The organism is Kineococcus endophyticus, assembly GCF_040796495.1.
GTDB lineage: Bacteria > Actinomycetota > Actinomycetes > Actinomycetales > Kineococcaceae > Kineococcus > Kineococcus endophyticus.
Window position 1 is genome coordinate 324,244 of sequence record NZ_JBFNQN010000004.1, and the last position, 23,201, is coordinate 347,444.

The following is a 23,201-nucleotide window of genomic DNA, read 5'->3' on the forward strand; positions in this document are numbered from 1 at the left end:
CCCGGGTGAGCACGGAACAGCACGACGACGGGACGGGCGCCGCCGACGGGGCCGTCTACCAGGTCGGCGAGGTGGCCGAGCGCGTCCGGTTGTCGCACCGGACCGTGCGGTACTACGACGACCAGGGCCTGCTGAGCGCCGCCCGCAGCGCGGGGAACTACCGGCTCTACAGCGAGTCCGACATCCAGCGCATGCTGACCATCCGGCGCATGAAACCCCTCGGGTTCAGCCTCGACGAGATGCGGCACGTGCTGCAGGTGCTCGACCGCGTCGACCGGGAGGGCGCGCAGGCTCCCGAGCTGGAGCTCGAACTGCGCCGCGCGATCGACGACGTGCGCGAACGCCGCGACAAGCTGGCCGAGCAGATGGCGGGCGCGGACGACTTCCTCGCCGCCCTGCGCGCCCGCCTCCCCTGACTCAGTCGGGCAGGTCCCCGACGGACGAGCGTTCCCGCAACGGCCGGGCCTGCGGCAGGCGCGTCCCGATGACCTGGTCGATGATGCGGTGCGCGATCGACTGGGCGTCCAGGCCGGCGTCGCGCAGGATCTGGCTGCGCGACGCGTGGTCGAGGAACTCGTCGGGCAACCCGAGTTCGGTGACCCCCGTGTCGACGTCGGCCTCGCGCAGGTCCTGGCGCAGCCGGGTGCCGATGCCGCCGACGCGGACGCCGTCCTCGATCGTCACGACGAGGCGGTGCTCGCGGCACAGTTCCACGAGGGAACCCGCGATCGGGACGACCCAGCGCGGGTCGACGACGGTGGCGCCGATGCCCTGCGCCGCCAGCAGCGACGCCGTCTCCAGCGCCGTGGTGGCCATCGAGCCGACGGCGACGAGCAGGACGTCGCGCGAGGAGTCGGGGGCCTCGGCCAGGACGTCGACCCCGTCGGACAGGCGGAACAACCGCGGGACGTCAGGCCCCACCGCACCCTTGGGGTAGCGCAGGACGGTCGGCCCGTCCTCGACGGCGACGGCCTCGGCGAGTTCCTCGCGCAGGGTCGCGGCGTCCCTCGGCGCGGCGATGCGGATGCCCGGAACCACCTGCAGCAGAGCGAGGTCCCACATGCCGTGGTGGCTGGGGCCGTCCGGGCCGGTGACCCCGGCGCGGTCGAACACGAACGTCACGCCCGCCTTGTGCAGGGCGACGTCCATGAGGACCTGGTCGAACGCGCGGTTCACGAACGTCGCGTAGAGGGCGACGACGGGGTGCAGCCCCCCGTACGCCAGGCCCGCGGCCGTCGTCACCGCGTGCTGCTCGGCGATGCCCACGTCGAACACGCGCTCGGGGTGGCGTTCGGCGAAGGTGTGCAACCCGGTGGGCCGCAGCATGGCCGCCGTGATCGCGACGATGCGGGAGTTCTCCTCGCCGAGCTCGGCGAGCTCGTGGGAGAACACCGACGTCCACGTCGTGCCGCCTGCGACCTCGAGGGATTCACCCGTCGTCGGGTCGATCTTGCCCACGGCGTGGAACTGGTCGGCCTGGTCGCGCAGGGCCGGTTCGAAACCGTGCCCCTTCTCGGTGATGGCGTGGACGATGACCGGCGTCCCGTAGTCGCGGGCCTGCCGCAGCGCCTGCTCCACGGCCTCCTGGTCGTGGCCGTCGACGGGGCCGACGTACTTGACGTCCAGGTTGGAGTACAGCGCCTCGTTGTCGGTGAACCGCGCGAGGAAACCGCGCATCCCGCCCCGGAGCCCGCGGTAGAAGGCGCGACCGGGCGAACCGAAGCGGTCGGCCGCGGCCTGGCTCTTCTCGTGCAGGCGGCGGTACTCGCTGCGCGTCCGCACCGTGCTGAGGAAGCGCGCCATCCCACCGATCGTGGCGCCGTAGGAACGTCCGTTGTCGTTGACGACGATGACCAGCCGACGGTCGTTGTCGTGGGACATGTTGTTGAGGGCTTCCCACGTCATCCCGCCCGTGAGCGCCCCGTCGCCGACGACGGCGACGACCGTGCGGTCGGTCTGCCCGCTGAGCTTGAAGGCGCGCGAGATCCCGTCGGCCCACGACAGCGACGCCGACGCGTGGGAGGACTCGACGATGTCGTGCTCGGACTCGCTGCGCTGGGGGTACCCGGCGAGGCCGCCGCGCTCGCGCAGGTGCGAGAAGTCCTGCCGGCCCGTCAGCAGCTTGTGCACGTAGGACTGGTGCCCCGTGTCGAAGATGATCGGGTCCTTGGGGGAGTCGAAGACGCGGTGCATCGCCAGCGTCAGCTCCACCACCCCGAGGTTCGGACCCAGGTGACCACCGGTCTTGGCGACGGACGCGACGAGGAAGCGACGGATCTCCGCCGCCAGCTCGACCATCTGCTGCGGGGTCAGGTCGTCGAGGTCTCGGGGAGACCGGATCGATCCGAGCAGGTCCACAGGTGCTCCTCTCGTCTGCGGGGGCAGCTTAGGCGGCTGCCGTCCGTGCGCCAGTCCGTGCCGCCCTGCACGGGTCAGCGCGAGGTGCCCCGGGTCCGTCCCCGGGTCCAGCGCTCCGCGCCGCCGAGGGCCAGGAGCACCACCACCACGGCCACCCCCTCCAGCGCGGCGCGGACCGGGCTGTCGCCGAAGGCGAGAGCGGCCAGCATCGCCACGGCCAGACCGCCGACGACGGACGCCACGACGAAGCGCGGCGTCGACGTGCGCGGGGCGGTCGGACGGTCCACGACCCCAGGGTGCCTCCGGGCGGGCGGAGGACGCACGCCGGACCCAGGATGGCGCCGTGCCCCGCCTGCCCTCCCCGCCCACCGGCCGCCCGGCGGTGCTCGACTGGGTCCGCACCCACCTCGGGCACCTCACCGTCGAGGGACCCGGGGACGTCGCGGCCTCCGCCGTGCGCGGGGGGCAGTCCGCCGCCGACGCCGCCCTCGCGGGCCTCGACCTCACCGGCTACGCCGCCCGCCGCAACGAGGTGGCGCCCGAGCACCGCCGCGGGGCGACGCGGTTGTCCCCGTACATCCGGCACGGCCTGCTGCCGCTGCCCGCCGTCTGGGCCGCCGCTAAGGACGCACCCGCCCGCGACCGGTCGAAGTTCCGCGACGAACTGCTCTGGCAGGAGTACGCGCGCCACCTCTACGCCCGCGTCGGGCGCGCGAACGGCGAGCACCTCCGCTTCGGCGCCCCCGTCCCCGCACAACCGTGGACCCGCGAGCCCTGGCCGGAGGAGATGGCCTGCGTCGCCGCCACCACGGGGGAGCTGCACGAGGACGGCTGGCTCGTGAACCAGACCCGGATGTGGCTGGCCTCGCAGTGGTCCGTGCGGGCGGGTGCGGACTGGCGCGAGGGCGCCCACGAGATGTACCGGCACCTGCTCGACGGCTCCGCCGCCGCCAACCGCCTCGGCTGGCAGTGGGCCGTCGGCACCGGCACCGGGAAGGTCTACGGGTTCAGCCGCTGGCAGGTCGAGAAGCGCGCTCCGGGCCTGTGCGGGACGTGCGCGCTGAAGGACGCCTGCCCCGTCCAGGACTGGCCCGAGACCGACGCCGGCCCGCGCGTCGAGCCGCCCGAGGGCCTGGCCGGCGGCCCCACCGACGCCGGCCCGAAGCGGCCCGAGGTGCAGGGCGACCCCGACACCGTCTGGCTGACCGCGGAGTCCCTCGGCGACACCGACCCCGCCCTGGCGGCCCACCCCGACCTGCCCGCCGTCTTCGTGTTCGACGAGCCGCTGCTGCGCCGGTTGCGCCTGTCCGGCAAGCGGTTGGTCTTCCTGGCCGAGACGCTCGCCGAGCTCGGCTGCGACGTCCACCTCGGCGATCCCGTCGCCGAGCTCGCCGGCCGCCGCGTCGCCGTGACGTTCGCGCCCGTCCCCGGGTTCGCCCGCCGCTCCGCCCGCCTCGACGTCGCCGCCCTGCACCCGTGGCCGTGGCTGCGCCGCCCCGGCTCCGGCTCGCTGCGCTCGTTCAGCGCGTGGGTCCGCACCGTCCGCTGACCTCCCGGCCCGCGTGGAGGACACTCCCTCCGCCCCTCACGCGCGCTGTCGTGGGGCGGAAGGTGTGCTTCCCGTCCCTCAGCGGGCGACGGTGGCGCGGGTGAGCGCGGACCTCGCCCGGTCCACCTCCGCCTGGAGCCGGGCCCGCTCGACCTCGTCGAAGGCCTGCGCGTCGACGACGGTCTCCAGACGGGCCAGCTGCGCGCCCACCGCGTCCAGGACGAGCGGGCGGGACGTGCACCAGGCGACCTCCCCCAGCAGCGCCGCCACCCGCGTGAGCACCACGGGGTCCGCCGCCCCGTAGCGCAGCGGCTGCGCCACGGCCAGGTCCAGCAGGTCGGGGACGCTCGGCCGTCGCACGACCAGGCGCAGGACCCCCTCGTCGTCGCGGGCGACCTGGTCGCCCAGCCGGCGGTCCGCGATGGAGCAGAGGAACGCCGACGCGTGACCGATGGCGTGCACGGCCGTCGTCGGGTCGTTGATGCCGGGGGAGAGCGCCTTGCTCGCCACGTCGACGAGCTGCCGCAGCCCGAACGCGAGGTCCTGCGCCTGCGTCGGTTCCGGTCCCACGACCACGGCCGTCTGCACGACCGCGCGGACCCGGTCGAGGTCGACGGGCGCGACGGGGTCGCCGGACGTGGTCCAGCACCAGGCGACCGGCGTCCCCGCCACGACCGAGCTGCCCGGCAGGCGGCCCACCACGACGGTGACGCCCGTCGCCACGGCCACGTCGAGCAGCGCCTCCTCGTCCACCAGGCTGAGGAACCCCGAGCGGGTCGCCGGCACCGGGACGGCCGACGGCGGGACGACGACCTCCTCGTCCGGGGGCGTGGACGTGACCGTCCCGTCGCTGGGGTAGAGCAGGTCGGCGGTGCGGCAAGCCTCGGTCTGCACCCGCGCGAGCATGGTCTCGACGCGGATCTCGCGGGCCAGGTGGCCCAGGAACAGCACGAGGCAGACGACGCTGGCCACCGCGAGCAGGAACGCGACCGTCACCGAGATGCGCGGCACGACGGCGGCCGACGCGAGCCCGCTGCCGTCGTCGCTCGGGCTGCGGACCGTGCGCAGGACCGTGAGCGCGTACGTGAAGGTCGCCAGGAAGAGGGCCAGGGTGCCGTGGACGAAGCGGTCCTGCGTGAAGGTGCGCAGCAGCCGCGGGGAGAACTGGCTGCTGGCCAGCTGCAACGTCACGACGGTGAGGGAGAAGGTGAGGGACGTGACCGTGATGAGCGAGCTGGCGACGGCGTCCAGGACCGTGCGCGCGGCGCCCGCGCCGCCGCCGAACACGACGTCCGCCACGGGACCGGGCAGGTGGGCGTCGAGGCGCGCGTCGAGCACGGGCAGCAGCAGCCCGGCCAGCACCGCCAGGACGACGCCTGCGACGGGGACCGGCCACAACCGGGTGCGGGCGGTCTCCCGCAGGACGGCGAGCCGGAGGCCTCGTCGGTGGGTCACGAGCGCACAGTGGCAGGACCCGGCGGATGCGACCCGTCGGGACGTCGGAGGAGTCCGGTGACCGTCAGCACCGGCTGGGGACGGGAGGACCTGGAGCGCCTCGGCCCCGGCGCCGCGGCCGTCGTCGTGGTCGACGTCCTGTCCTCCACGACGACCGTCACGGTGGCTCTGGACCGCGGGATCGAGGTCGTGCCGCACCCGTGGGCCGACGCGACCGCCGCCGACGTCGCCCGGCGTCGCCAGGCCGTCCTGGCGGTGGGGCGCTCGCGGGCGCGGCCGGGCGAGGTGAGCCTGTCCCCGGTGAGCGTCCGCGCGGCCGGTCCCGGTCTGCGGCGGATCGTGCTGCCGTCGCCCAACGGGTCGACGCTGACCGCCGCCGCCGCGGAGCTGGGGCTCGTGGTGGTCGCCGCCTGCCTGCGCAACGCCGGCGCCGTCGCCGGGTGGCTCGCGCGGAACGCGCCCAGCGGCCCGGTCCTCGTGCTGGCCGCCGGGGAACGGGACGGGGCCGGGCTGCGCCGGGCCGAGGAGGACCTCTGGGGTGCGGGGGCGGTGCTGTCGGGTCTGCAGGACCGCGGCTGGGTGCTGTCCGGAGCTGCGCGGGACGCGGCCGATGCCTACCGCGCGGTGTCGGACGTGCGGGAGTCGTTGCGGGACAGTGTGAGTGGCCGGGAGCTGTGCGACCTGGGGTTCGCCGCCGACGTCGACGTGGCGGCCGAGGTGGGCATGAGCGACGTCGTGCCCGTCCTGGTCGACGGGTGCTTCCTCGGCGGCTGACGACGACCGCGTGCCAGCGCTGCCTCCATCGAGCGACACGCCGACGACACGCCGGTGTTTCGCGGTCTCGGGGCCGTTGGCTGCAGCACCAGCATGCGGTCTCCGGGTGCAGGCTCGTCCCGTGGTCGTCACCGTCGTCCTCGTCCAGCACGCCGAGAAGGGTCGTGGCGCCGACTCGGGACTGACGCTCCGCGGGGTCCGGCAGGCCCACGACGTCGCGGCGACGCTCGCGGACCGGGGCGTCCGACGGGTCCACGCCAGCCCCCGCCGCCGCACCCGCCAGACCGCCGCGCCGCTCGCGAGGGCTCTGCGGGTGCGCACGGTGGTCGACGCCGACCTGGCCGAGCGGATGGAGTGGGTGCCGGGCACGGAGTCGGTCGAGGACTTCCTCGCCGACTGGCGGCGCGCCACCGCCGACCGGGACCACCGGCCACGGTCCGGCGATTCCTCGCGCGCGGCAGGGGACCGGCTCGACGCGGCTCTGCGGCGGCTTGCGACGACGGCACCCGTGGTGGCCGTGACCCACGGGGGCGTCACGGTCGACTTCCTGCGCACCGCGTTCGGCGACTCCGCGGTCCCGGCGACCCTGGTCGCGGACGGCGTCCCGCCCGGGGCCCTGACCGAGCTGGCGCTCGCGGACGACCGCTGGCACCTGGTCCGGCTCGCCGCCACCGACCACCTCACCGCCTGACCCCAGAGCGGGGCGGAGAACACGCTTTCCGCCCTCGGAAGCGCTCTTCGAGGGCGGAAAGAGTGTTTTCCACGCGGGACCGGGGCGCGGAGGGGGGCGTCCCTCAGAGGGTGAGGGAGGGGTGGAGCTTGGCGACGGTCCAGGTGCGGCGGCGGTGGCAGGCGAGGACGGTGACGCTCAGCGCCAGCACCCCGAAGGCGGCGAGCACCCCCGCGTCGAGGAGGACGGGGCCCGCGGCGGCGCCGGTGACGAGGTGGCGCAGGCCGTCGGCCGCGTACGACATCGGCAGGAACGGGTGCAGCGCCTCGAAGAACGTCGGCGACGTCCCCACGGGGTAGGTGCCGCCGGCCGACGTCAGCTGCAGGACGAGCAGCACGAGGGCGACGAGGCGGCCCACCCCGCCCAGCAGGGCGTTGAGGCACTGGTGGATCGCGGTGAACACCACCGCGACGAGTGCGGCGAAGGCCACCGTCGCGACGGGGTTCGGCGAGGCGATCCCGACCGCGAGCAGCAGCACCAGCCACAGGACGACGGCCTGGGCGACGCCGAGCAGGGCGCCGGGCACCCAGCCGGCGACGGCGGCGCGGTAGGACGACGCCGTGGAGGCGAGCGCCCGGGGCGAGACGGCGCGCAGCACCATGTACGTCACCATCCCGCCGACCCACAGGGCGACCGGCACGAACAGCGGGGCGAGGCCGTCGCTGTAGCGGGGGACGGCGTGCTCCTTGACGCGGTCGGCGGCCACGGGGGCGGCGACGACGCCGGCGCGGTCGGTGGCCGCGTCGCCGGTGTAGACGGGCACCTTGCCCTGGCCCTGCGCGAGCTGGCTCTGGAGGGACCCCGCGCCGTCGGCGAGCTGCTGGGTGCCGTCGGCGAGCTGACCGGCGCCGTCCTTGGCCTTCGACGTCCCGTTCAGCAGGGCGGTCGCCCCGTCGTCGACGCGGGCGGCGCCGGTGGACAGGGCGGACGCGCCGTCGGCGGTGCTGTGGGCGCCGGTGGCGAGCTGGCGGGTGCCCGTGGCGAGGGCGTCGGCCCCGTCGGCGGCCTTCGCCACGCCCTGCTGCAGCGCGGGGGCGGCCGCGGCGAGCTTCCCGGCGCCGGTCGAGACGGCGGACGCGCCGTCGGACAGCTGGCGGGCGCCGGTCGCGAGCGCGCCGACCTGCTGCTGGACCTGCTGCCCGATCCCGGCCACGGACCCGTCCGCGAGCGCCTGCTGGGCCTGTTCGAGGCTGCGGACGGTCGCGGCGAGGTTCGCGTCGTCGGGGCTGGCCGCGGACAGCTGGCGGGCCTGGGCGAGGAGCTGGTCGACGAGGGGGGACAGCTGCTGCGCCTGCTGGAGCGCGGGCAGGACGCGGTTCGCGGCTCCCGCGACGGCGTCGGCCCCGTCGGCCACCCGGCCGGCGCCGGTCGCGACCTGGGAGGCGCCGGCGGACCGCTGCGCGGTCTGGGCGGGGAGGTCCTTCGTCGCGGTGCGGAGCTGGTCCAGGCCCGTGGCGAGCTGGCCGGCGCCGGTGGCGGCCCCGTCGGCGCCGGTCGCGACCTTCGCGGTGCCGGTGGCGAGCTGCGCGGAACCGCTGCGCAGCTGGCCCGTGCCGTCGACGAGCTGGGCGGCGCCCTTGTCGAGGTCGCCGAGGCCGACCACGAGCGACCCGGCGCCCTCGTCGGCCTTGCGGGCGCCGTCGGCGAGCTGCCCGGCCCCGTCGGCAGCCTTGCCGAGGGAGTCGTGGATGGAGGAGAACGCGACGTAGACGTTCTCGAGGTAGTTCGTCGTGGCGCCGGTGGCGACCTTGGTGCGGATCGTCGTCGCGATGGTGTTCGTGACCTGACCGAGGATGTAGTTCTCGGCGTCGTCGGTCGTCACGGACAGCTTGGCCTGCTGCGGGTCCGCGCCGCCGGTGGAGGCGAGCGCGGCGGAGAACCCGGACGGGATGCGCAGGACGGCGGCGTAGTCGCCGTCGCGCAGGCCCTGCGCGGCCTGTTCCTCGGTGGCGGTGCGCCAGTGGAACCCGGCGGCGGCGTCGGGACCGGTGAGCTGCTCGACCAGTTCCTTCCCCGCGTCGACGGTGCGCGGGGACCCGTCGACGCCGGTGACGGTGGCGGGCACGTCGGAGTTCACGACGACGGCCTGCAGGTTCTCCAACCGTCCCACCGGGTCGGTGTTCGACCACAGGTACAACCCGCCGTAGATCAGCGGGACGATCACGACCGCCAGGATCGCGAGCTTGGTGATCGTGGCCCGCCGGAAGCGCGCGAGCTCCAGACCGGGGAGGGAGAAACGGGGCAGTTTCACTGTTCGTCCTGGAGGTCGAGGAGGATGCGGCCGTCGGCGGAGTGCCACGGGATGTCGGAGGAGTCGGAGCAGCTGGCGAGGACCGTCAGGCCCGTCTCCTGCAGGGCCGTCAGGGACGACCAGGCGCGTCGACGGTCCTCGCTGCGGCGCAACGAGTCCACGTCGTCGACGACGAGCACGTCGGGACGGCCGATGAGGGCGAGCACCACGCCGAGCGTCATGCGCTCCAGCGGTTGCAGGTCGCTGACGAACTCCCGCGGCCGCAGCGGCGGGGCCTGGACCCCGTGGCGGGCCGTGCGGTCCAGGACGGACTGGACGCGCTCGAGCTGCTGGGCGACCTGGTCGCCGGAGACCCACGGGCGGTGCCAGGGCCGGTGCAGGACGAGGCGTTCGGCGATGTGCTGCTCGACGGTGAGGGCGTCCTCGAGCTCGTTCACGCCGCGGACCTCCGCGAGGGCGACCCGGCGCCGGACCCGCGCCGCCTTCTCCGGCAGCCTCTCGCCGAGGACGGTGAGCGACCCGCCCGTGGGCTTCATGCGCCCGGCGAGGGTCAGCAGGAGGGACGTCTTGCCGGCCGAGGCCTGGCCGCGGACGACGAGGGTGGTGCCGGCGGGGACGTCGAGGTCCACGCCGGAGAACACCGTGCGGCCACCGGCCTCGAGGGTCAGGCCCTGCGCGCGCACGACGGGGGGTCCCGCGGGGTCGCTCACGCGGGCACCTCCTCGGTGAACGTCTGGAGCGCCACGGTCAGCAGGCGCGGGCCGATCCCGGCGGGTTCGCCGAGCAGGTGCGCCGCGACGAGGCCCTCGTGGGCGGTGACGAGGGCGCGCACGAGGTCGTCGGCGGGGACGGTCGGGCGGCGGCCGATGCGCTGCAGGGCCTCGACGAGGACGGGGGCGAGGCGGGCGCGCAGTTCGGAGCGCTGCTGCGTCAGCGTCGCGGCGGCCTCGGTGTTGCGCAGGGCCTGCGCGGTGAACTCGGTGCGGACCGCGTGCCACTGGCGGTCCACCGGCAGGACCTCCAGGACGTGCCCGACGAGCTGGTCGAGGTCGGTGCCGGGCAGGCCGCCCGCGAGCCGTTCCTCGACGCGCGCGACGAGGGCGCCCGCCTGGTCGGTGTAGAGGGCGGCGACGACGTCGTCCATCGTCGCGAAGTTCGAGTAGAAGGCGCCGCGGGTGTAGCCCGCCCGCTCGCAGACGTTCTCGACGCTGCTGCGGGCCAGGCCCTGCTCGCCGAGCACCTCGAGGGCGGCGGCCAGCAGGCGGGCTCGGGTCTCGGCGCGGCGCTTGGTGGTGCGCGCGTCGGTCGTGGTGGTCACCTGACCACGGTAGACCTCGGATACACACTGCATCAAGTGCGTAGTGCATCGAATGCGGATTGCATCGTGATGGGACCGTGCCCCGGAGACTCCCGGGACGGACCCGAGCAGGCTCATCGAACTCCTAGGCTGTGCCCGCGCGGACACGTCCCGTGATCCGCGCGCGGGGGAGCGAGCGGGGGAACGACGCAGTGCCCAACACCGACCAGCCGGCGCAGCAGGAGACCGGACGGCCGAGCAGCGACCGGCCACGACGGCCGTGGTTCCGGCGACCCACCACCTGGGTGGGCCTCGGCGTCGTCGTCATCGCGGGCGGGTACTGCGCCGCGGCCCTCGCCCTGGGCGGCCAGGCGCCGCGGGGGACGACCGTCCTCGGCGCCGACGTGGGTGGGCAGGACCGCGCGGCCGTCGAAAGCACGCTGAGCGGGCGTGCGCAGCAGCTGTCCACCACGCCCGTCGCCCTGCAGGTCACCGGCGCCGGCGCGTCCGCGACCGACGAGGTCGTGCCCGGCGAGGCCGGGCTGGCCGTCGACGCCGCCGCCACCGCCGAACGCCTCACCGGCCCGGCGTGGGCCCCCGCCGACCTCTGGCGCCACCTCCCCGGCGGGACGACGCAGGCGCCGGAGGTCGACGTCGACACCGCGGCCCTGCGGACCGCGCTGCAACCGCTCGCCGACTCCGTGGCCGTCGCCCCCGTCGAGGGGGCCGTCACGTTCGACGTGCGCGAGGACGGCACCGTCGAACCCGCCGTCACCGCCCCGGAGGACGGGCGCGCCCTCGACGTCGACGCCGCCGCCCGCGCCGTCAGCGGCGGGTGGCTGAGCGGTCGCCCGGTGACGCTGCAGGCCGCCGTCGCCGAGCCGTCCGTCGACGCCGCGGGGATCCAGTCCGCCGTCGAAGCCGTCGCGCGGCCCGCCGTGGCCGGCAACCTCGTCGTCGCCGGCGGCGGCCGGGAGGCGACCCTCGCCCCCGCCGCCTTCGCCCGGTCCCTCGCCGTCCGGCCCGTCGACGGGAAGGCGGCCCTCGTCGCCGACGGCGCCGGGTTGCAGGCCGCCCTCGTGGCCGCCGACCCGCAGTTCGAGAGCGCCGCGCAGGACGCGCGCATCGAGATCGTCGGCGAGACTCCCCAGGTCGTGCCGGCCGTCGCCGGCCGCGCCGCGCCGCCGGAGGACCTCGCGAAGGCCGTCACGGGCGCCCTCACCGGTGAGCAACCGACGCGCCGTGCGGAGGTGCAGCTCACCGAGTCCCAGCCCGCGCTGACGACGGAAGCGCTGCAGCAGCTGGGGATCACCGAGCGCATCTCCACGTTCGCCACCACCCTGACGGCGAACAAGGGCCGCACCGAGAACATCCGCATCGCCGCCTCGCACGTCGACGGCACGATCCTGCGCCCGGGGGAGGAGTTCTCCCTCAACGACACCGTCGGGGAGCGCACGCCCGAACGCGGGTTCAACCGCGCGCCCGTCATCTCCGGCGGCCGGCTCGTCGACGACTACGGCGGCGGCGTCTCGCAGCTGTCCACCACGCTGTTCAACGCGGTGTTCTTCGGCGGCCTCGACGAGATCGAGCACAAACCGCACTCGTTCTACATCTCCCGCTACCCCGAGGGCCGGGAGGCCACGATCGACTGGCGCAGCATCGACAACCGCTTCCGCAACGACTCCGGCCACGGCGTCTACATCCAGGCCGGGATCGTCGGGAACCAGGTCGTCGTCTCGATGTACGGGACGAAGTTCATGGACGTCACGGCCGAGAAGTCCGTGCGGCGCAACGTCAAGCCGCCGCGGACGATCTACGACACCTCCGGCGGCTGCAAGGCCAGTTCGGCCACGGCGACGGGGTTCACGGTCGACGTCACGCGCGTCATGACGCCCGTCGGTGGCGGTGCGCCGCAGCGGGAGACGTGGACGACGGTCTACAACCCCGAGAACCGCATCGTCTGCGGACCCGACCCGGCGACGGTGCGGCCGAGCAGCCCCGCACCCTCCAGCCCCACGGCTCCTGTCGGGACCCCGGCCCAGTAGGGCACGATCGTCCCGTGCCCACGGTTCACCTGACCCAGGACGAGGCCGCCGACGACCTGCTGTCGCGGGACCCGCTGGCCCTGCTGCTCGGCATGCTGCTCGACCAGCAGGTGCCGATGGAGTGGGCGTTCTCCGCCCCGAAGCTGCTCGCCGAGCGGATGGGCGCGCAGGTCCTGTCGGCGCACGACCTCGCCGCGGCCGACCCGGGGACGGTCGAGGCGTGGTTCAAGGGACCCCCGGCGCTGCACCGGTACCCGGGGTCGATGGCCAAGCGCGCCCAGGCCCTCGCGCAGGCACTGGTCGACACCTACGACGGGCGCACCGAGGACCTGTGGACGGGGGTGGCGGACGGCCGGGAGCTGTTCAAGCGGTTGTCCGCGCTGCCCGGGTTCGGTGCGCAGAAGGCCAAGATCTTCGTCGCCCTGCTCGGCAAGCGCTACGAGGTGCAGCCGGAGGGCTGGCGCGGCGCCGCGGGCGACTACGGCGAGGAGGGGTCCTACCGGTCGGTCGCCGACATCGTCGACGCCGAGTCGCTGCAGAAGGTGCGCGCGACCAAGCAGGAGGCCAAGCGGGCCGCGAAGGCGGCCAAGGGGTCCTGACGGGGGACCGTCAGAGGGGCAGGACGTCCAGGTCCACGGCCCGCACGGGCCACAGGTCGAGGTCGAAGTGGACCCCGGGCAGCGCGTGGTTCAGCTCCGACTGCAGCCGGAACCCCTCGCTGGCGTACGTGGTGCAGGACGACGGGGAGTCCCACCCGCACAGGTCGACGGGGTGGTGCTCGTCGAAGTAGGCCTGCCAGGCCAGCAGGCCCGTGCGCAGGTGCTCGTCCAGGCCCAGGTGGTCCAGGTGCGTGGGGCTGAGGACGAAGCCCCCGAGGTCGGCCGGCGCCCACACGGGCGTCGGGGCCAGGTAGTCGCTCATGAGGCGCAATCGCTCAAGTCGCTCAAACGGCACGCGTCGAGGGTAGGCCCTCCACGGGGGTGCTCCGGACCACCGCGGACGGCGTCGCACCGCCTGCGCCGCAACGTTTGCAACGACGCACCGTCGTAGTTGAGAGGGGGACGACGCCATCCGGGGTTCGCCCGCCGTTCACCCGCTGGTCGGGGGAGCTCCCGGCGTCCGTCCAGGTGGTTCCCGGCCTCCCGGCAGGCTCGCAGCTGAACCCCGGGGCCCGCCGGATCCGTGTAGCCGGTGACACGACGCCCCGACCGGACGGCGTCACGACTCACGGGGGTCCCCATGAGCAGCACCAGCACCACCGACAGTCCCTCCCGCTCCACGGGGCCGGGCCGGCCGCGCCGCCGCAGGCTCTGGATCGGGCTGGCCGTGGTCGTCGTCCTCCTCGTCCTGGCCGCCGTCGTGGGCCCGCGGATCTACGCGAAGGTCGAGGGCGCCAAGGCCGCGGCCCCGCTCGTCACCGCCGGCTCCACGCCGAGCGCGACCGCCACCGCGGCCTCCACCGACGCCGCGCTCAACGGGTCGTGGGCGATCACGAGCGGTGGCACCGCGGGATACCGCGTCGACGAGGTCCTCAACGGCCAGAACGTCACCGTCACGGGGCGGACGGACGAGGTCACGGGCTCGCTCACCGTCGACGGCGGGCAGCTCACCGCGGGGAAGGTGTCCGTCGACCTCGCCAGCGTCGAGACCGACTCCAGCGCCCGCGACGGGCAGTTCCGCGGCGCCGACATCATGGACGTCGACCGCTTCCCGACCGCCGACTTCGCCGTGACCTCCCCCGTCCCGCTCGGTGGGCTCGAGGTCGGCTCGACGATCGCCGTCCAGCTCACCGGGGCGATGACGCTCAAGGGCACGACGAAGGACGTCACCGTCCCCGCGACCGTGCAGCGCACGGCGGACAAGGCCGTGACCGTCACGGGCTCGCTGCCGGTCACGTGGTCCGACTACGGCGTGCAGGCGCCGAACCTCGGCTTCGTGTCCGTCCAGGACGCCGGGACGATCGAGTTCTCGGTCCCCGCCGTCCCGGCCTGACGTCCGCGGGGTCCCCTCGGGAGGTGTCCCGGGCGAACCGGTGGATGCGCCGGATCGCCTGCGGGACAGGCCCCCTGGTCCCTAACCTGCTGGCATGTCGTCCGCGGGAGCGGTGGACCCGCTGCTCCTGCGTGCGTGGCAAGAGGTCTCCGAGGGAACCATCGTGCTCGACGCGCAGCAGTGGCGCGTCGAGCACGTCAACGCCGCCGGCGCCGCCCTGTACGGCCTCTTGCCGTCGCAGATGGTGGGCCGGCTGCTGTCCGACGTGTTCCCCGCCGCGGTCGGCAGCGACTTCCACGACGAGCTGCGCCGCACGCGCGCCGAGGGCGGGCTCGTCACCTGGACCGGCCCCGTCCCCGGCACCGACCGGTGGATCGCGGTCCGGGCCCAGCGCGTCGACGGCCCGGACGGGCGGCAGACCGTCCTGTGCTCCTTCCGCGACGTCACCGCCGAGCGGGCGCTCGAGGTCGAGCGCGACGCCCTCATGGGATCGCTGCAGCGGTCCCTGGAGAACACGACGCGGCTGCTGCGGCTGTCCGAGGCGCTGACCGCCACGCGCACGGTGGCCGACGTCGCCGAGGTGGCCGCCGCCGCGGCGCGCGAGGGCTTCGGGGCGACGTACGCGGCGGTGTCCGTCGTCGACCACGACCGCCAGGTCCTGCGCACCCCCTTCACGGGCGACTACGCGCCCGGGGCGCAGGAGCACTGGCAGGACGTGCCCCTCGACGGTCCCGGCCCGGGACTCGTCGCCCTGCGCGACGGGCAGCCGCGGTTCGACGACGAGGACAGCCTGCGCTCGGGGTTCCCCGAGCTCGCCCACCGCTGGGACGTCTCGCGGGCCCGGCTCGTCGCGACCGTCCCGCTGCTGGCCGCCCGCCGCAGCGTCGGGCTGCTCACCGTCGTCTGGCGCGAGGACGTCGACCTGCCCGAGGGGCAGCGGGCCATGCTGGTGGCCCTCGCCTCCTACACGACGCAGGCGCTGCAGCGGGCCCTGCTGCTGGCCGAGCGGACGGCGACGGCCCGCACGCTGCAGAACTCCATGCTCACGACGGACCTGCCCCAGGCCGGCGGGCTCGAGCTCGTCGCCCGGTACGTCGCCGCCCACACCGACGACCAGGTCGGGGGCGACTGGTACGACGGCGTGCTGCTCCCGGACGGGACGACGCTGCTCGTCATCGGCGACGTCGCCGGGCACGACATCACCGCGGCCGCCGAGATGGGGCAGCTGCGCATCGCCCTGCGCGCCCTGGCCGTCGACCGCGACGACCCGCCCGCGCTGCTGCTGGACCGCCTGGAGTCGGTCGTCGACTCCTTCCGCGCCGACGCGATCCTGGCCAGCTGCCTCGTCGTGCGCGTCGAGCAGGACGCCGGCGCCCGCGCGGCCGGGGTGCGGGTGCTGCGCTGGGCCAACGCCGGCCACCCGCCGCCCGTCCTCGTCCTGGCCGACGGCACCGCCCGCGTCCTCGACGCCGACCCCGACCTCCTGCTCGGGGTGGGGGCCGGTCACCGCACCGACCACGTCGTCGAGGTCCCCGCGGGGGCGACGCTGCTGCTCTACACCGACGGCCTCGTCGAGCGCCGCGACGACGACCTCGACGTGGGCATCGAGCGGTTGCGCGCCAAGGCGTCCGGTCTGGCCGGTCCGCACCTGGCCGCGGCGCTGGACGAGCTGCTCGCGGAGGTCGAGGACGGGGGCCCGGACGCGGGCGGGGACGACGTCGCGCTGCTCGCGGTCCGCTTCCACCCGCAGCCCTGACCTACGATCACGTGTCGTGAGCTCCCCTGAAGACCCCGCGTCGACCCCCGTCGAGCCGGCGGAGCGGGTCCCCGTCGTCTTCGAGGGGCGCACCGGGGTCGTCCACCCGATCACGCGGTACTTCACGCCCGTGCTGCACCGCCCCTGCACGCCCGTGACGGCCTTCGACGACGACCTCGTCCAGCTCGTCGCCGACATGTTCGCCTCGATGGACGCCGCCGACGGCGTGGGCCTGGCCGCCAACCAGATCGGCGTCGACGCGCGCGTCTTCGTCGTCGACTGCCCCGACGCGGAGTCGGAGACGACGGGCGAGAACGTCGTCGCCCACGTCGTGAACCCCGTCCTGCACCTGCCCACGGGCCGCAAGCGCCGCCTCGACCTCGACGGCGAGGGCTGCCTGTCCGTGCCCGGCGAGTACGCCGACCTGGCCCGCCCCGACACCGCCGAGGTCCGCGGCGTCGACGTCCACGGCCGGCCCGTCCGCATCGTCGGCACCGGCCTGCTCGCCCGCTGCCTGCAGCACGAGAGCGACCACCTCGACGGCGTCGTCTACGTCGACCGGCTGCCCGCCGACGAACGCGCCGAGATCCTCGAGGCGGCCGGTCTGCGGGCGCCCGCGTGATCGTCCTCGGGGTCGAGTCCAGCTGCGACGAGACCGGTGTCGGCCTCGTCAGCGAGGGCGTGCTGCTCGGCGACGCGCTCGCCTCGAGCATGGACGCCCACGCCCGCTTCGGCGGTGTCGTCCCCGAGGTCGCGGCCCGCGCCCACCTCGAGGCCATCGTCCCCGTCCTGCACGAGGCGCTGGACAAGGCGTCCCTGCAGCTGTCCGACGTCGACGCCGTCGCCGTGACCGCGGGGCCCGGGCTGTCGACGGCCGTGCAGGTCGGGCTGGCCTCGGCCAAGGCGCTCGCGTTCGCGCTCGACAAGCCGCTCTACGGCGTCCACCACCTCGCCGGGCACGCGGCCGTCGACGTCCTGGAGCACGGCCCGCTGCCCTCGCGGTGCGTGGCGCTCGTCGTCAGCGGCGGGCACACGTCCCTGCTGCTGCTCGGCGACCTCGGCCGCGACCCGATCGTGCACCTCGGCGACACCATCGACGACGCGGCGGGGGAGGCCTTCGACAAGGTCGCCCGCGTCCTCGGCCTCGGCTACCCCGGCGGACCGGTCGTGGACCGCGTGGCCCGCGAGGGCGACCCGCACGCCATCGGCTTCCCCCGCGCGCTGTCCCGGCCCTCGGACCCGGCGTACGGGTTCTCCTTCTCGGGGGTGAAGACGGCCGTCGCGCGCTGGGTCGAGGCCCGCGTCGACGCCGGGGGCGAGGTGCCCGTCGCCGACGTCGCGGCGAGCTTCCAGGAGGCCGTCGCCGACGTCCTGACCCGCAAGGCCCTCGCTGCGTGCCGCGAGCACCGCGTCGACACGCTGCTGCTCGTCGGCGGGGTGGCGGCGAACTCGCGCGTCCGGTCCCTGGCCGAGGAGCGTTGCGCCGCAGCCGGTGTCGAGCTGCGCGTGCCGCCCATCCGGTTGTGCACCGACAACGGCGCGATGATCGCCGCCGTCGGCGACCTGCTCGTCCGCGCCGGTGCGCCGGCGTCGGGGCTGGACCTGGGGGCGGACCCGTCCGCGCCGCTGACGGGGGCGCTGCTCGCCGGTCCCTGGACCTGACGGCACTACCCGGGGCAGCCGTACGTTGGCTGGGAGACAGTTCCCCGGACGAAAGGCGTCGGACCCGTGGCCATCGACTACTCGAAGAAGGCGAACAGCCCCGAACCGCCCGCGGGCGGTGGAGGTGGGGGCGTCTCGCTCTCGAAGGTGACGCTGACCAAGTCCGCGCCGAAGGTGTCGCTGTCGAAGTCGGGCGGGGCCGGCGGCACGCTGCGCGTGCACCTGGCCTGGAACGCGCGTCCGGCCGGGGCCGCCCCCGCCTCGGGTGGCGGGTTCTTCTCCAAGCTCAAGGCCGCCGCGGCCCCGCAGTCCGGGATCGACCTGGACATCGGCGCGCTGTACGAGTTCTCCGACGGGTCCAAGGGCGTCGTGCAGGCCCTCGGCAACGCCTTCCGCGACCGCGGTGCCGGTGACCCGGTCGTCTGGCTCGACGGCGACGACCGCACCGGTGGCGGCGGGGAGAACCTCTTCGTCGACCTCGGTCAGGCGGCCCGCATCAAGCGGATCCTCGTCTTCGCCTTCATCTACGAGGGCGTCCCGAACTGGGCCGCCGCCGACGGCGTCGTGACCCTGCACCCGACCTCCGGCCCCGAGATCGAGGTGCGCCTCGACGAGCACGACGACCGCTCGCCCATGTGCGCGATCGCCCAGATCGTCTCCGACGGCCGCGAGGTGTCCGTCCAGCGCGAGGTGCGGTACGTGCAGGGCGGGCAGCAGGCCCTCGACGAGGCGTTCGGGTGGGGCATGAAGTGGCGGACCGGGCGCAAGTGACGGCGTCCGTCTGAGGTCCCTGCGACCGCGTTGCCTCCCCGCTGCCGCGGGGTGAGGCCTCGTTGCCTCCCCGCGGCCGGTGATCGACCTCGGGGAGGCAACGAGGCGTTCCCCGCGGGGTCCGCGCCCGCTCAGGCGCGGGGGAGCGGGAGGGTGAGGACGGTCGCGCCCGCGTCGTCGAGCACCTCGAACCCCGTCGCGTCGTCGCGCAGGACGGCGGCCTGCATGTCGCACGTCAGCTCCCCCGCCCCGACGCCGAGGAACTCCCCGGCCGGTCGCGTCGCACCGTCCGCGGTGCGCACGACGGCGCGGTAGGTCCGCCCGGCGGCGAAGCCCGACGCCTCGAACGTCACCTCCACGCCCCACGTGTGCGGGACGACGACGGCGGGCGCGTCGGCCCTGAGGCCCGAGGCGACGACGGTCAGGGGCAGCTCCTCGACGGCCACCGCGGGCGCCGGGTCGCGGGTCGCGACCTGCCAGGTGACGCCGGTGGCGACGCCCGCCGCCACGACCGCAGCGGCCACCGGGACGAGCGCCGCGCGCAGCCGACGCGTCCTGGACGCGCGCCGTTCGCGGCGGTCGCGCAGCACCGACTCCTGCCGGACGGCGGCCAGCACCCGGTCGCCCAGCTCCCGGGGCGGTGCCGCCTCGCCCGGCAGCCGGTCCGGGTCGACGAGGCGCAGGTCCGCGCGCAGCGGTGCGAGCTCGGCGAGCTCGGCCCGGCAGTCCGCGCACCCGTCGAGGTGGGCCTGCACGCGCGCGGTGTCCGCGGGCGGCGTCAGGCCGAGGGCGTGCAGGCCCAGCAGCTCGCGCAGCTCCCGGTGCTCCCCCTGGTCCCCGCTCACGGCTCCACCCCCATCTCGTCCATCGCCACCCGCAGCGCCTTCAGCCCGTAGAAGACCCGGCTGCGGACCGTGCCCACCGGGACCCCCAGCTCGGCCGCCCCCTCGGCGGGCGGCCGGTCGCGCAGGTAGGTCTCGACGACCGCCGTCCGGTGCTCCGGGGACAGCCGCCGCAGCGCCTCCTCGACCACCCACCCCCGCAGGACGTCCTCGCCGGGGTCCTCGCCGACGGCCCCGGTGGTGACGTCGGTGACGTCCGCCACCAGCGCACCCTGCCAGGGTCGCGCTCCCGCCGCCCGCACGTGGTCGAGCAGGGTGTTGCGGGCGATGGCGAACAGCCAGACCCGCAGGCTCGCGAGCGACGGGTCGTAGCGGTCCGCCGCCCGCCAGGCGCGCAGGAAGGTCTCCTGCACGACGTCCTGCGCGGCCGCCGCGTCACCGAGCCCGCGCAGGGCGAAGCGGTACAGCTCCGCCCCGTGCGCCGCGTAGGCGCGCGCGACGTCGGTCTCGTCCCGCAGTCCGTCGGCCCGGCTCGCCTCGTCCTGCAGCGTCGAGCCGCCGCGCCGTCCGTGGCGCCGTCCCATGCTCCTCCGTCCGTCCTGCTCACCTGCGCCCCGCCGGGGCCGGGTCCGGCAGACCCCCTCAGCCCGCCGGACCCGGCGTCCGTCCGGCTCAGGACAGGCGCAGCGCCAGGTCGGTGACCTTCGCCTCGATCGTCCCGACCGGCGTCGCCGCCCCCGTCAGGAGCGAGACCCGGTACAGCTGCGAGCCCTTCGCCCCGGGGACCGCGAGGTACCCGGTGGTTCCGGTGACGTCGAAGCCGACGCTGCCGGAGACGTCGACGCCGAGCTTCCCGGTGGGCGCGAGCGTGCCCGAGTTCGCCGGGGACTGCACCGCGACGACGTCGTCCTTCGTGCCGATGACGAACAGCGTCGTCGCCGTGGCCGGGTCGGTGTCGTTGTTCGTGTAGGCCGCGGCGGTGACGCCCGTGGTCGTGCCGGCCGCGGGCGGCGTCGTCAGGGACGTGTCGGCCACGGTGGCGGGGTACCCGGCGTCGGTGCGGGCGAAGGACTGCCGCAGGTTCTGGCCGTTGTCGGAGACGATGCGCAGGGCGTTGGCGACGGGGTTGAAGTCGACGCCGAACGCGTTGCCCTGCAGGGGGACCGTCAGCTGCAGCACCTTGCTGGCCTGCGCGGCGTGGACGTCGAGGCGGTAGACGCCGCCGCGGTCGCCGACGCCGTAGACCTGCTTGTCCTGGATCCGGGCGTCGATGCCGACGAGCTTCGTGTCGCCGCTGAGGCCCTTCAGGGTGCCCGTCGTCTTCACGGCGCCGGCGGTGGCGGTGGAGAACGTGACGAGGCGGGTGCCGTCGACGAGGCCGACGGCGCGGGGAGCGTCGCTGCGCCCGTGGTCCGATCCGCCGGCGGTGGCGGAGGCGGTGGTGGAGCCCAGGCCGACGAGGGCGATGGCGGCGGCTGCGGCGGTGATCGCGGTACGGGGTCGCACGGGGTTCCTCCTGCTGGTCGGGGTGGTCCGGACCCGGCGGGGGCCGGGTCGGGGGTGTGTACGCGGCTCGCACCGGCGGCGTTCAGCGCGTCGGCGGATTCCTGCGCGGACGACCCGCAACGCGCCCGCAACCGTCGACGGCTAACCTCGTCGCGTACCCGCGAGAGCAGGCTGTCGAGGAGGACGTCCGTGAGCACGCCGCAGGACCAGTCGACGACCCAGGCCACCGTGCCGCCGAGCCCGGAGTTCGCCGCGCAGGCCGTCGCCCAGGCCGACCTCTACGAGCGCGCCGCGGCCGACCGGCTCGGGTTCTGGGCCGAGCAGGCCCGCGAGAACGTCACGTGGGACACCGACTTCACCGACGTCCTGGACTGGTCGGGGGCGCCGTTCGCGAAGTGGTTCGTGGGCGGCAGGCTCAACGTGGCGGTGAACTGCGTCGACCGCCACGTCGAGGCCGGGAACGGCGACCGCGTCGCGCTGCACTTCGAGGGCGAACCCGGCGACACCCGCGCCGTGACGTACGCCGAACTGCACGAGCAGGTCCAGCGGGCTGCGAACGCGTTGCAGGCGCTCGGGGTCCAGGCCGGCGACCGCGTGGCGATCTACCTGCCGATGCTCGTCGAGTCCATCGTCGCGATGCTGGCCTGCGCCCGCCTCGGGGCGGCGCACTCGGTGGTGTTCGGCGGGTTCTCCGCCGACGCGCTGAACTCCCGCATCAACGACGCCGAGGCCAAGCTCGTCATCACGTGCGACGGCTCCTACCGTCGCGGGAAACCCACCACGCTCAAGCCCGCCGTCGACGCCGCCCTGGCCAAGGGGGCGCCGAGCGTCACGAACGTCCTCGTCGTCCGCCGCAACGGCGAGGAGGTCGACTGGGTCGAGGGCCGCGACGTGTGGTGGCACGAGGCGCTGGAAGGCGCTGCGCCGCAGCACGAGGCGGAGTCGTTCGACGCCGAGAACCCGCTGTTCGTGCTCTACACCTCCGGCACGACGGGCAAACCCAAGGGCATCCTGCACACCTCCGGCGGGTACCTCGTCCAGACCGCGTACACGACGAAGAACGTGTTCGACGTCAAGCCCGAGCGCGACGTCTACTGGTGCACCGCCGACATCGGCTGGGTCACCGGCCACAGCTACATCGTCTACGGCCCGCTGGCCAACGGCCTCACCCAGGTCGTCTACGAGGGCACCCCGGACACCCCCGACAAGGACCGCTGGTGGTCCATCGTCGAGAAGTACGGTGTCACCGTCCTCTACACCGCGCCGACCGCGATCCGCACCTGCATGAAGTGGGGCGAGGAGCACCCGGCCAAGCACGACCTGTCCTCGCTGCGCGTCCTGGGCAGCGTCGGGGAGAACATCAACCCCGAGGCGTGGAACTGGTACCGCCGCGTCATCGGCTCCGACCGCACCCCCATCGCGGACACGTGGTGGCAGACCGAGACCGGCGCGCAGATGATCGCCCCGCTGCCCGGTGTCACCGCGCTCAAGGCCGGATCGGCGCAGGTCCCGCTGCCGGGCATCGTGGCCGAGGTCGTCGACGACGCCGGCGAACCGGTCGGCCCCGGTCAGACCGGCTACCTCGTCCTCACCGAACCGTGGCCGGCGATGCTGCGCGGGATCTGGGGTGACGAGCAGCGGTTCAAGGACACGTACTGGTCGCGCTTCCCCGGCCGCTACTTCGCCGGCGACGGCGCCAAGCGCGACGACGACGGCGACATCTGGCTGCTCGGCCGTGTCGACGACGTCATGAACGTCTCCGGGCACCGGCTGTCGACGGCCGAGATCGAGTCGGCGCTCGTGTCCCACCCCGACGTCGCCGAGGCCGCGGTCGTCGGCGCCACCGACGAGACGACCGGCCAGGCCGTCGTCGCCTTCGTCATCCTGCGCGGGGGCCACGAGCAGGGTCCGGACACCGTCGCCGACCTGCGCAACCACGTGGCGAAGGAGATCGGACCCATCGCCAAGCCGAAGTCGATCATGGTCGTCGCGGAGCTGCCGAAGACGCGGTCGGGCAAGATCATGCGCCGCCTGCTGCGCGACGTCGCCGAGCACCGCACGCCCGGGGACGTCACGACGCTCACCGACTCCTCGGTGATGGACGCCATCTCGGCGGGGATGAACGCCACCCCCCAGGACTGACGGCGCAGGACGGGTTCGACTCCTCCACCGCACCCCCTCCTCCGACCGGCGCGTCGGGGCAGGGGGTGCGG

At 74.8% G+C, this 23,201-nt stretch carries 22 protein-coding genes; 12 read left to right on the forward strand and 10 right to left on the reverse strand.

The genetic code is table 11. The features are described 5' to 3' along the window. Positions 1-5 precede the first annotated feature (5 nt). Positions 6-416, forward strand: coding sequence for a MerR family transcriptional regulator (locus AB1207_RS07575; protein WP_367637353.1), 411 nt, complete (start codon positions 6-8; stop codon positions 414-416). 1 nt (position 417) lies between these two features. On the opposite strand, the gene dxs is transcribed toward AB1207_RS07575, so the two are convergent. Together dxs and AB1207_RS07585 are read right to left on the reverse strand one after the other, a co-directional pair. Beyond that, positions 418-2,358, reverse strand: a complete 1,941-nt coding sequence (gene dxs / locus AB1207_RS07580; RefSeq protein ID WP_367637354.1) for a 1-deoxy-D-xylulose-5-phosphate synthase — start codon at positions 2,356-2,358, stop codon at positions 418-420. Positions 2,359-2,432: 74 nt separating this feature from the next. Further along, entirely contained in the window at positions 2,433-2,645 is a 213-nt protein-coding gene (locus tag AB1207_RS07585; RefSeq protein ID WP_367637355.1) for a hypothetical protein, read from the reverse strand. A 56-nt stretch (positions 2,646-2,701) separates the two neighbouring features. Here AB1207_RS07585 and AB1207_RS07590 point away from each other — a divergent pair, with 56 nt between their 5' ends. Continuing rightward, entirely contained in the window at positions 2,702-3,907 is a 1,206-nt protein-coding gene (locus tag AB1207_RS07590) for an FAD-binding domain-containing protein (protein WP_367637356.1), read from the forward strand. A gap of 78 nt (positions 3,908-3,985) precedes the next feature. On the opposite strand, the gene AB1207_RS07595 is transcribed toward AB1207_RS07590, so the two are convergent. Then, positions 3,986-5,362, reverse strand: coding sequence for a DUF2254 domain-containing protein (locus AB1207_RS07595; protein ID WP_367637358.1), 1,377 nt, complete (start codon positions 5,360-5,362; stop codon positions 3,986-3,988). Between the two features lie 57 nt (positions 5,363-5,419). On the opposite strand from AB1207_RS07595, the gene AB1207_RS07600 reads away from it, so the two are divergent. Both AB1207_RS07600 and AB1207_RS07605 read left to right on the forward strand, forming a co-directional pair. Beyond that, entirely contained in the window at positions 5,420-6,136 is a 717-nt protein-coding gene (locus AB1207_RS07600) for a 2-phosphosulfolactate phosphatase (RefSeq protein ID WP_367637359.1), read from the forward strand. A 121-nt stretch (positions 6,137-6,257) separates the two neighbouring features. Further along, entirely contained in the window at positions 6,258-6,827 is a 570-nt protein-coding gene (locus AB1207_RS07605) for a histidine phosphatase family protein (protein WP_367637360.1), read from the forward strand. Between the two features lie 103 nt (positions 6,828-6,930). Here AB1207_RS07605 and AB1207_RS07610 read toward each other — a convergent pair whose 3' ends face one another. From AB1207_RS07610 to AB1207_RS07620, 3 genes are read right to left on the reverse strand one after another with little or no spacing between them, the layout of a single operon-like run. Then, positions 6,931-9,117, reverse strand: coding sequence for a YhgE/Pip family protein (locus tag AB1207_RS07610; protein WP_367637361.1), 2,187 nt, complete (start codon positions 9,115-9,117; stop codon positions 6,931-6,933). Beyond that, positions 9,114-9,827: an ABC transporter ATP-binding protein gene (locus tag AB1207_RS07615; RefSeq protein WP_367637362.1), complete on the reverse strand. Its 714-nt coding sequence runs from the start codon at positions 9,825-9,827 to the stop codon at positions 9,114-9,116. Before AB1207_RS07615 ends, AB1207_RS07610 begins: the two co-directional genes overlap by 4 nt. After that, positions 9,824-10,435, reverse strand: a complete 612-nt coding sequence (locus AB1207_RS07620; protein WP_367637364.1) for a TetR/AcrR family transcriptional regulator — start codon at positions 10,433-10,435, stop codon at positions 9,824-9,826. Before AB1207_RS07620 ends, AB1207_RS07615 begins: the two co-directional genes overlap by 4 nt. A 191-nt stretch (positions 10,436-10,626) precedes the next feature. On the opposite strand from AB1207_RS07620, the gene AB1207_RS07625 reads away from it, so the two are divergent. Further along, the gene (locus tag AB1207_RS07625) at positions 10,627-12,459 is read left to right on the forward strand and encodes a VanW family protein (RefSeq protein WP_367637365.1); all 1,833 of its coding nucleotides are present in this window, start codon (positions 10,627-10,629) and stop codon (positions 12,457-12,459) included. Positions 12,460-12,473: 14 nt separating this feature from the next. Next, entirely contained in the window at positions 12,474-13,058 is a 585-nt protein-coding gene (locus AB1207_RS07630) for an HhH-GPD-type base excision DNA repair protein (protein WP_367637367.1), read from the forward strand. 10 nt (positions 13,059-13,068) lie between these two features. Here AB1207_RS07630 and AB1207_RS07635 read toward each other — a convergent pair whose 3' ends face one another. After that, positions 13,069-13,413 (reverse strand): immunity protein CdiI family protein, encoded by a 345-nt coding sequence (locus AB1207_RS07635; RefSeq protein ID WP_367637369.1) that lies wholly within the window; start codon positions 13,411-13,413, stop codon positions 13,069-13,071. A gap of 285 nt (positions 13,414-13,698) precedes the next feature. Here AB1207_RS07635 and AB1207_RS07640 point away from each other — a divergent pair, with 285 nt between their 5' ends. The 5 genes from AB1207_RS07640 (at position 13,699) to AB1207_RS07660 (ending at position 18,640) form a co-directional block, all read left to right on the forward strand. Then, positions 13,699-14,451 (forward strand): YceI family protein, encoded by a 753-nt coding sequence (locus tag AB1207_RS07640; protein WP_367637370.1) that lies wholly within the window; start codon positions 13,699-13,701, stop codon positions 14,449-14,451. Positions 14,452-14,545: 94 nt separating this feature from the next. Then, positions 14,546-16,207: a SpoIIE family protein phosphatase gene (locus AB1207_RS07645; protein WP_367637371.1), complete on the forward strand. Its 1,662-nt coding sequence runs from the start codon at positions 14,546-14,548 to the stop codon at positions 16,205-16,207. A 109-nt stretch (positions 16,208-16,316) separates the two neighbouring features. Further along, on the forward strand, positions 16,317-16,829 hold the full coding sequence (gene def, locus AB1207_RS07650) for a peptide deformylase (protein WP_367637422.1): 513 nt from the start codon (positions 16,317-16,319) through the stop codon (positions 16,827-16,829). After that, complete coding sequence (gene tsaD / locus AB1207_RS07655) at positions 16,826-17,869, forward strand: tRNA (adenosine(37)-N6)-threonylcarbamoyltransferase complex transferase subunit TsaD (protein WP_367637372.1); 1,044 nt, start codon at positions 16,826-16,828, stop codon at positions 17,867-17,869. The genes def and tsaD overlap by 4 nt, the downstream gene beginning before the upstream one ends. A 66-nt stretch (positions 17,870-17,935) precedes the next feature. Next, complete coding sequence (locus AB1207_RS07660) at positions 17,936-18,640, forward strand: tellurium resistance protein (protein WP_367637374.1); 705 nt, start codon at positions 17,936-17,938, stop codon at positions 18,638-18,640. 131 nt (positions 18,641-18,771) lie between these two features. Here AB1207_RS07660 and AB1207_RS07665 read toward each other — a convergent pair whose 3' ends face one another. The 3 genes from AB1207_RS07665 to AB1207_RS07675 form a co-directional block, all read right to left on the reverse strand. After that, on the reverse strand, positions 18,772-19,485 hold the full coding sequence (locus AB1207_RS07665) for an anti-sigma factor family protein (RefSeq protein WP_367637375.1): 714 nt from the start codon (positions 19,483-19,485) through the stop codon (positions 18,772-18,774). Continuing rightward, positions 19,482-20,066, reverse strand: a complete 585-nt coding sequence (locus tag AB1207_RS07670; RefSeq protein ID WP_367637377.1) for a sigma-70 family RNA polymerase sigma factor — start codon at positions 20,064-20,066, stop codon at positions 19,482-19,484. Before AB1207_RS07670 ends, AB1207_RS07665 begins: the two co-directional genes overlap by 4 nt. Positions 20,067-20,154: 88 nt before the next feature. Beyond that, positions 20,155-20,988, reverse strand: coding sequence for a DUF4394 domain-containing protein (locus AB1207_RS07675; protein ID WP_367637378.1), 834 nt, complete (start codon positions 20,986-20,988; stop codon positions 20,155-20,157). A 189-nt stretch (positions 20,989-21,177) separates the two neighbouring features. Between AB1207_RS07675 and acs the strand changes: the two genes are divergently transcribed. Beyond that, the gene (gene acs, locus AB1207_RS07680; protein WP_367637379.1) at positions 21,178-23,130 is read left to right on the forward strand and encodes an acetate--CoA ligase; all 1,953 of its coding nucleotides are present in this window, start codon (positions 21,178-21,180) and stop codon (positions 23,128-23,130) included. Positions 23,131-23,201 lie beyond the last annotated feature (71 nt).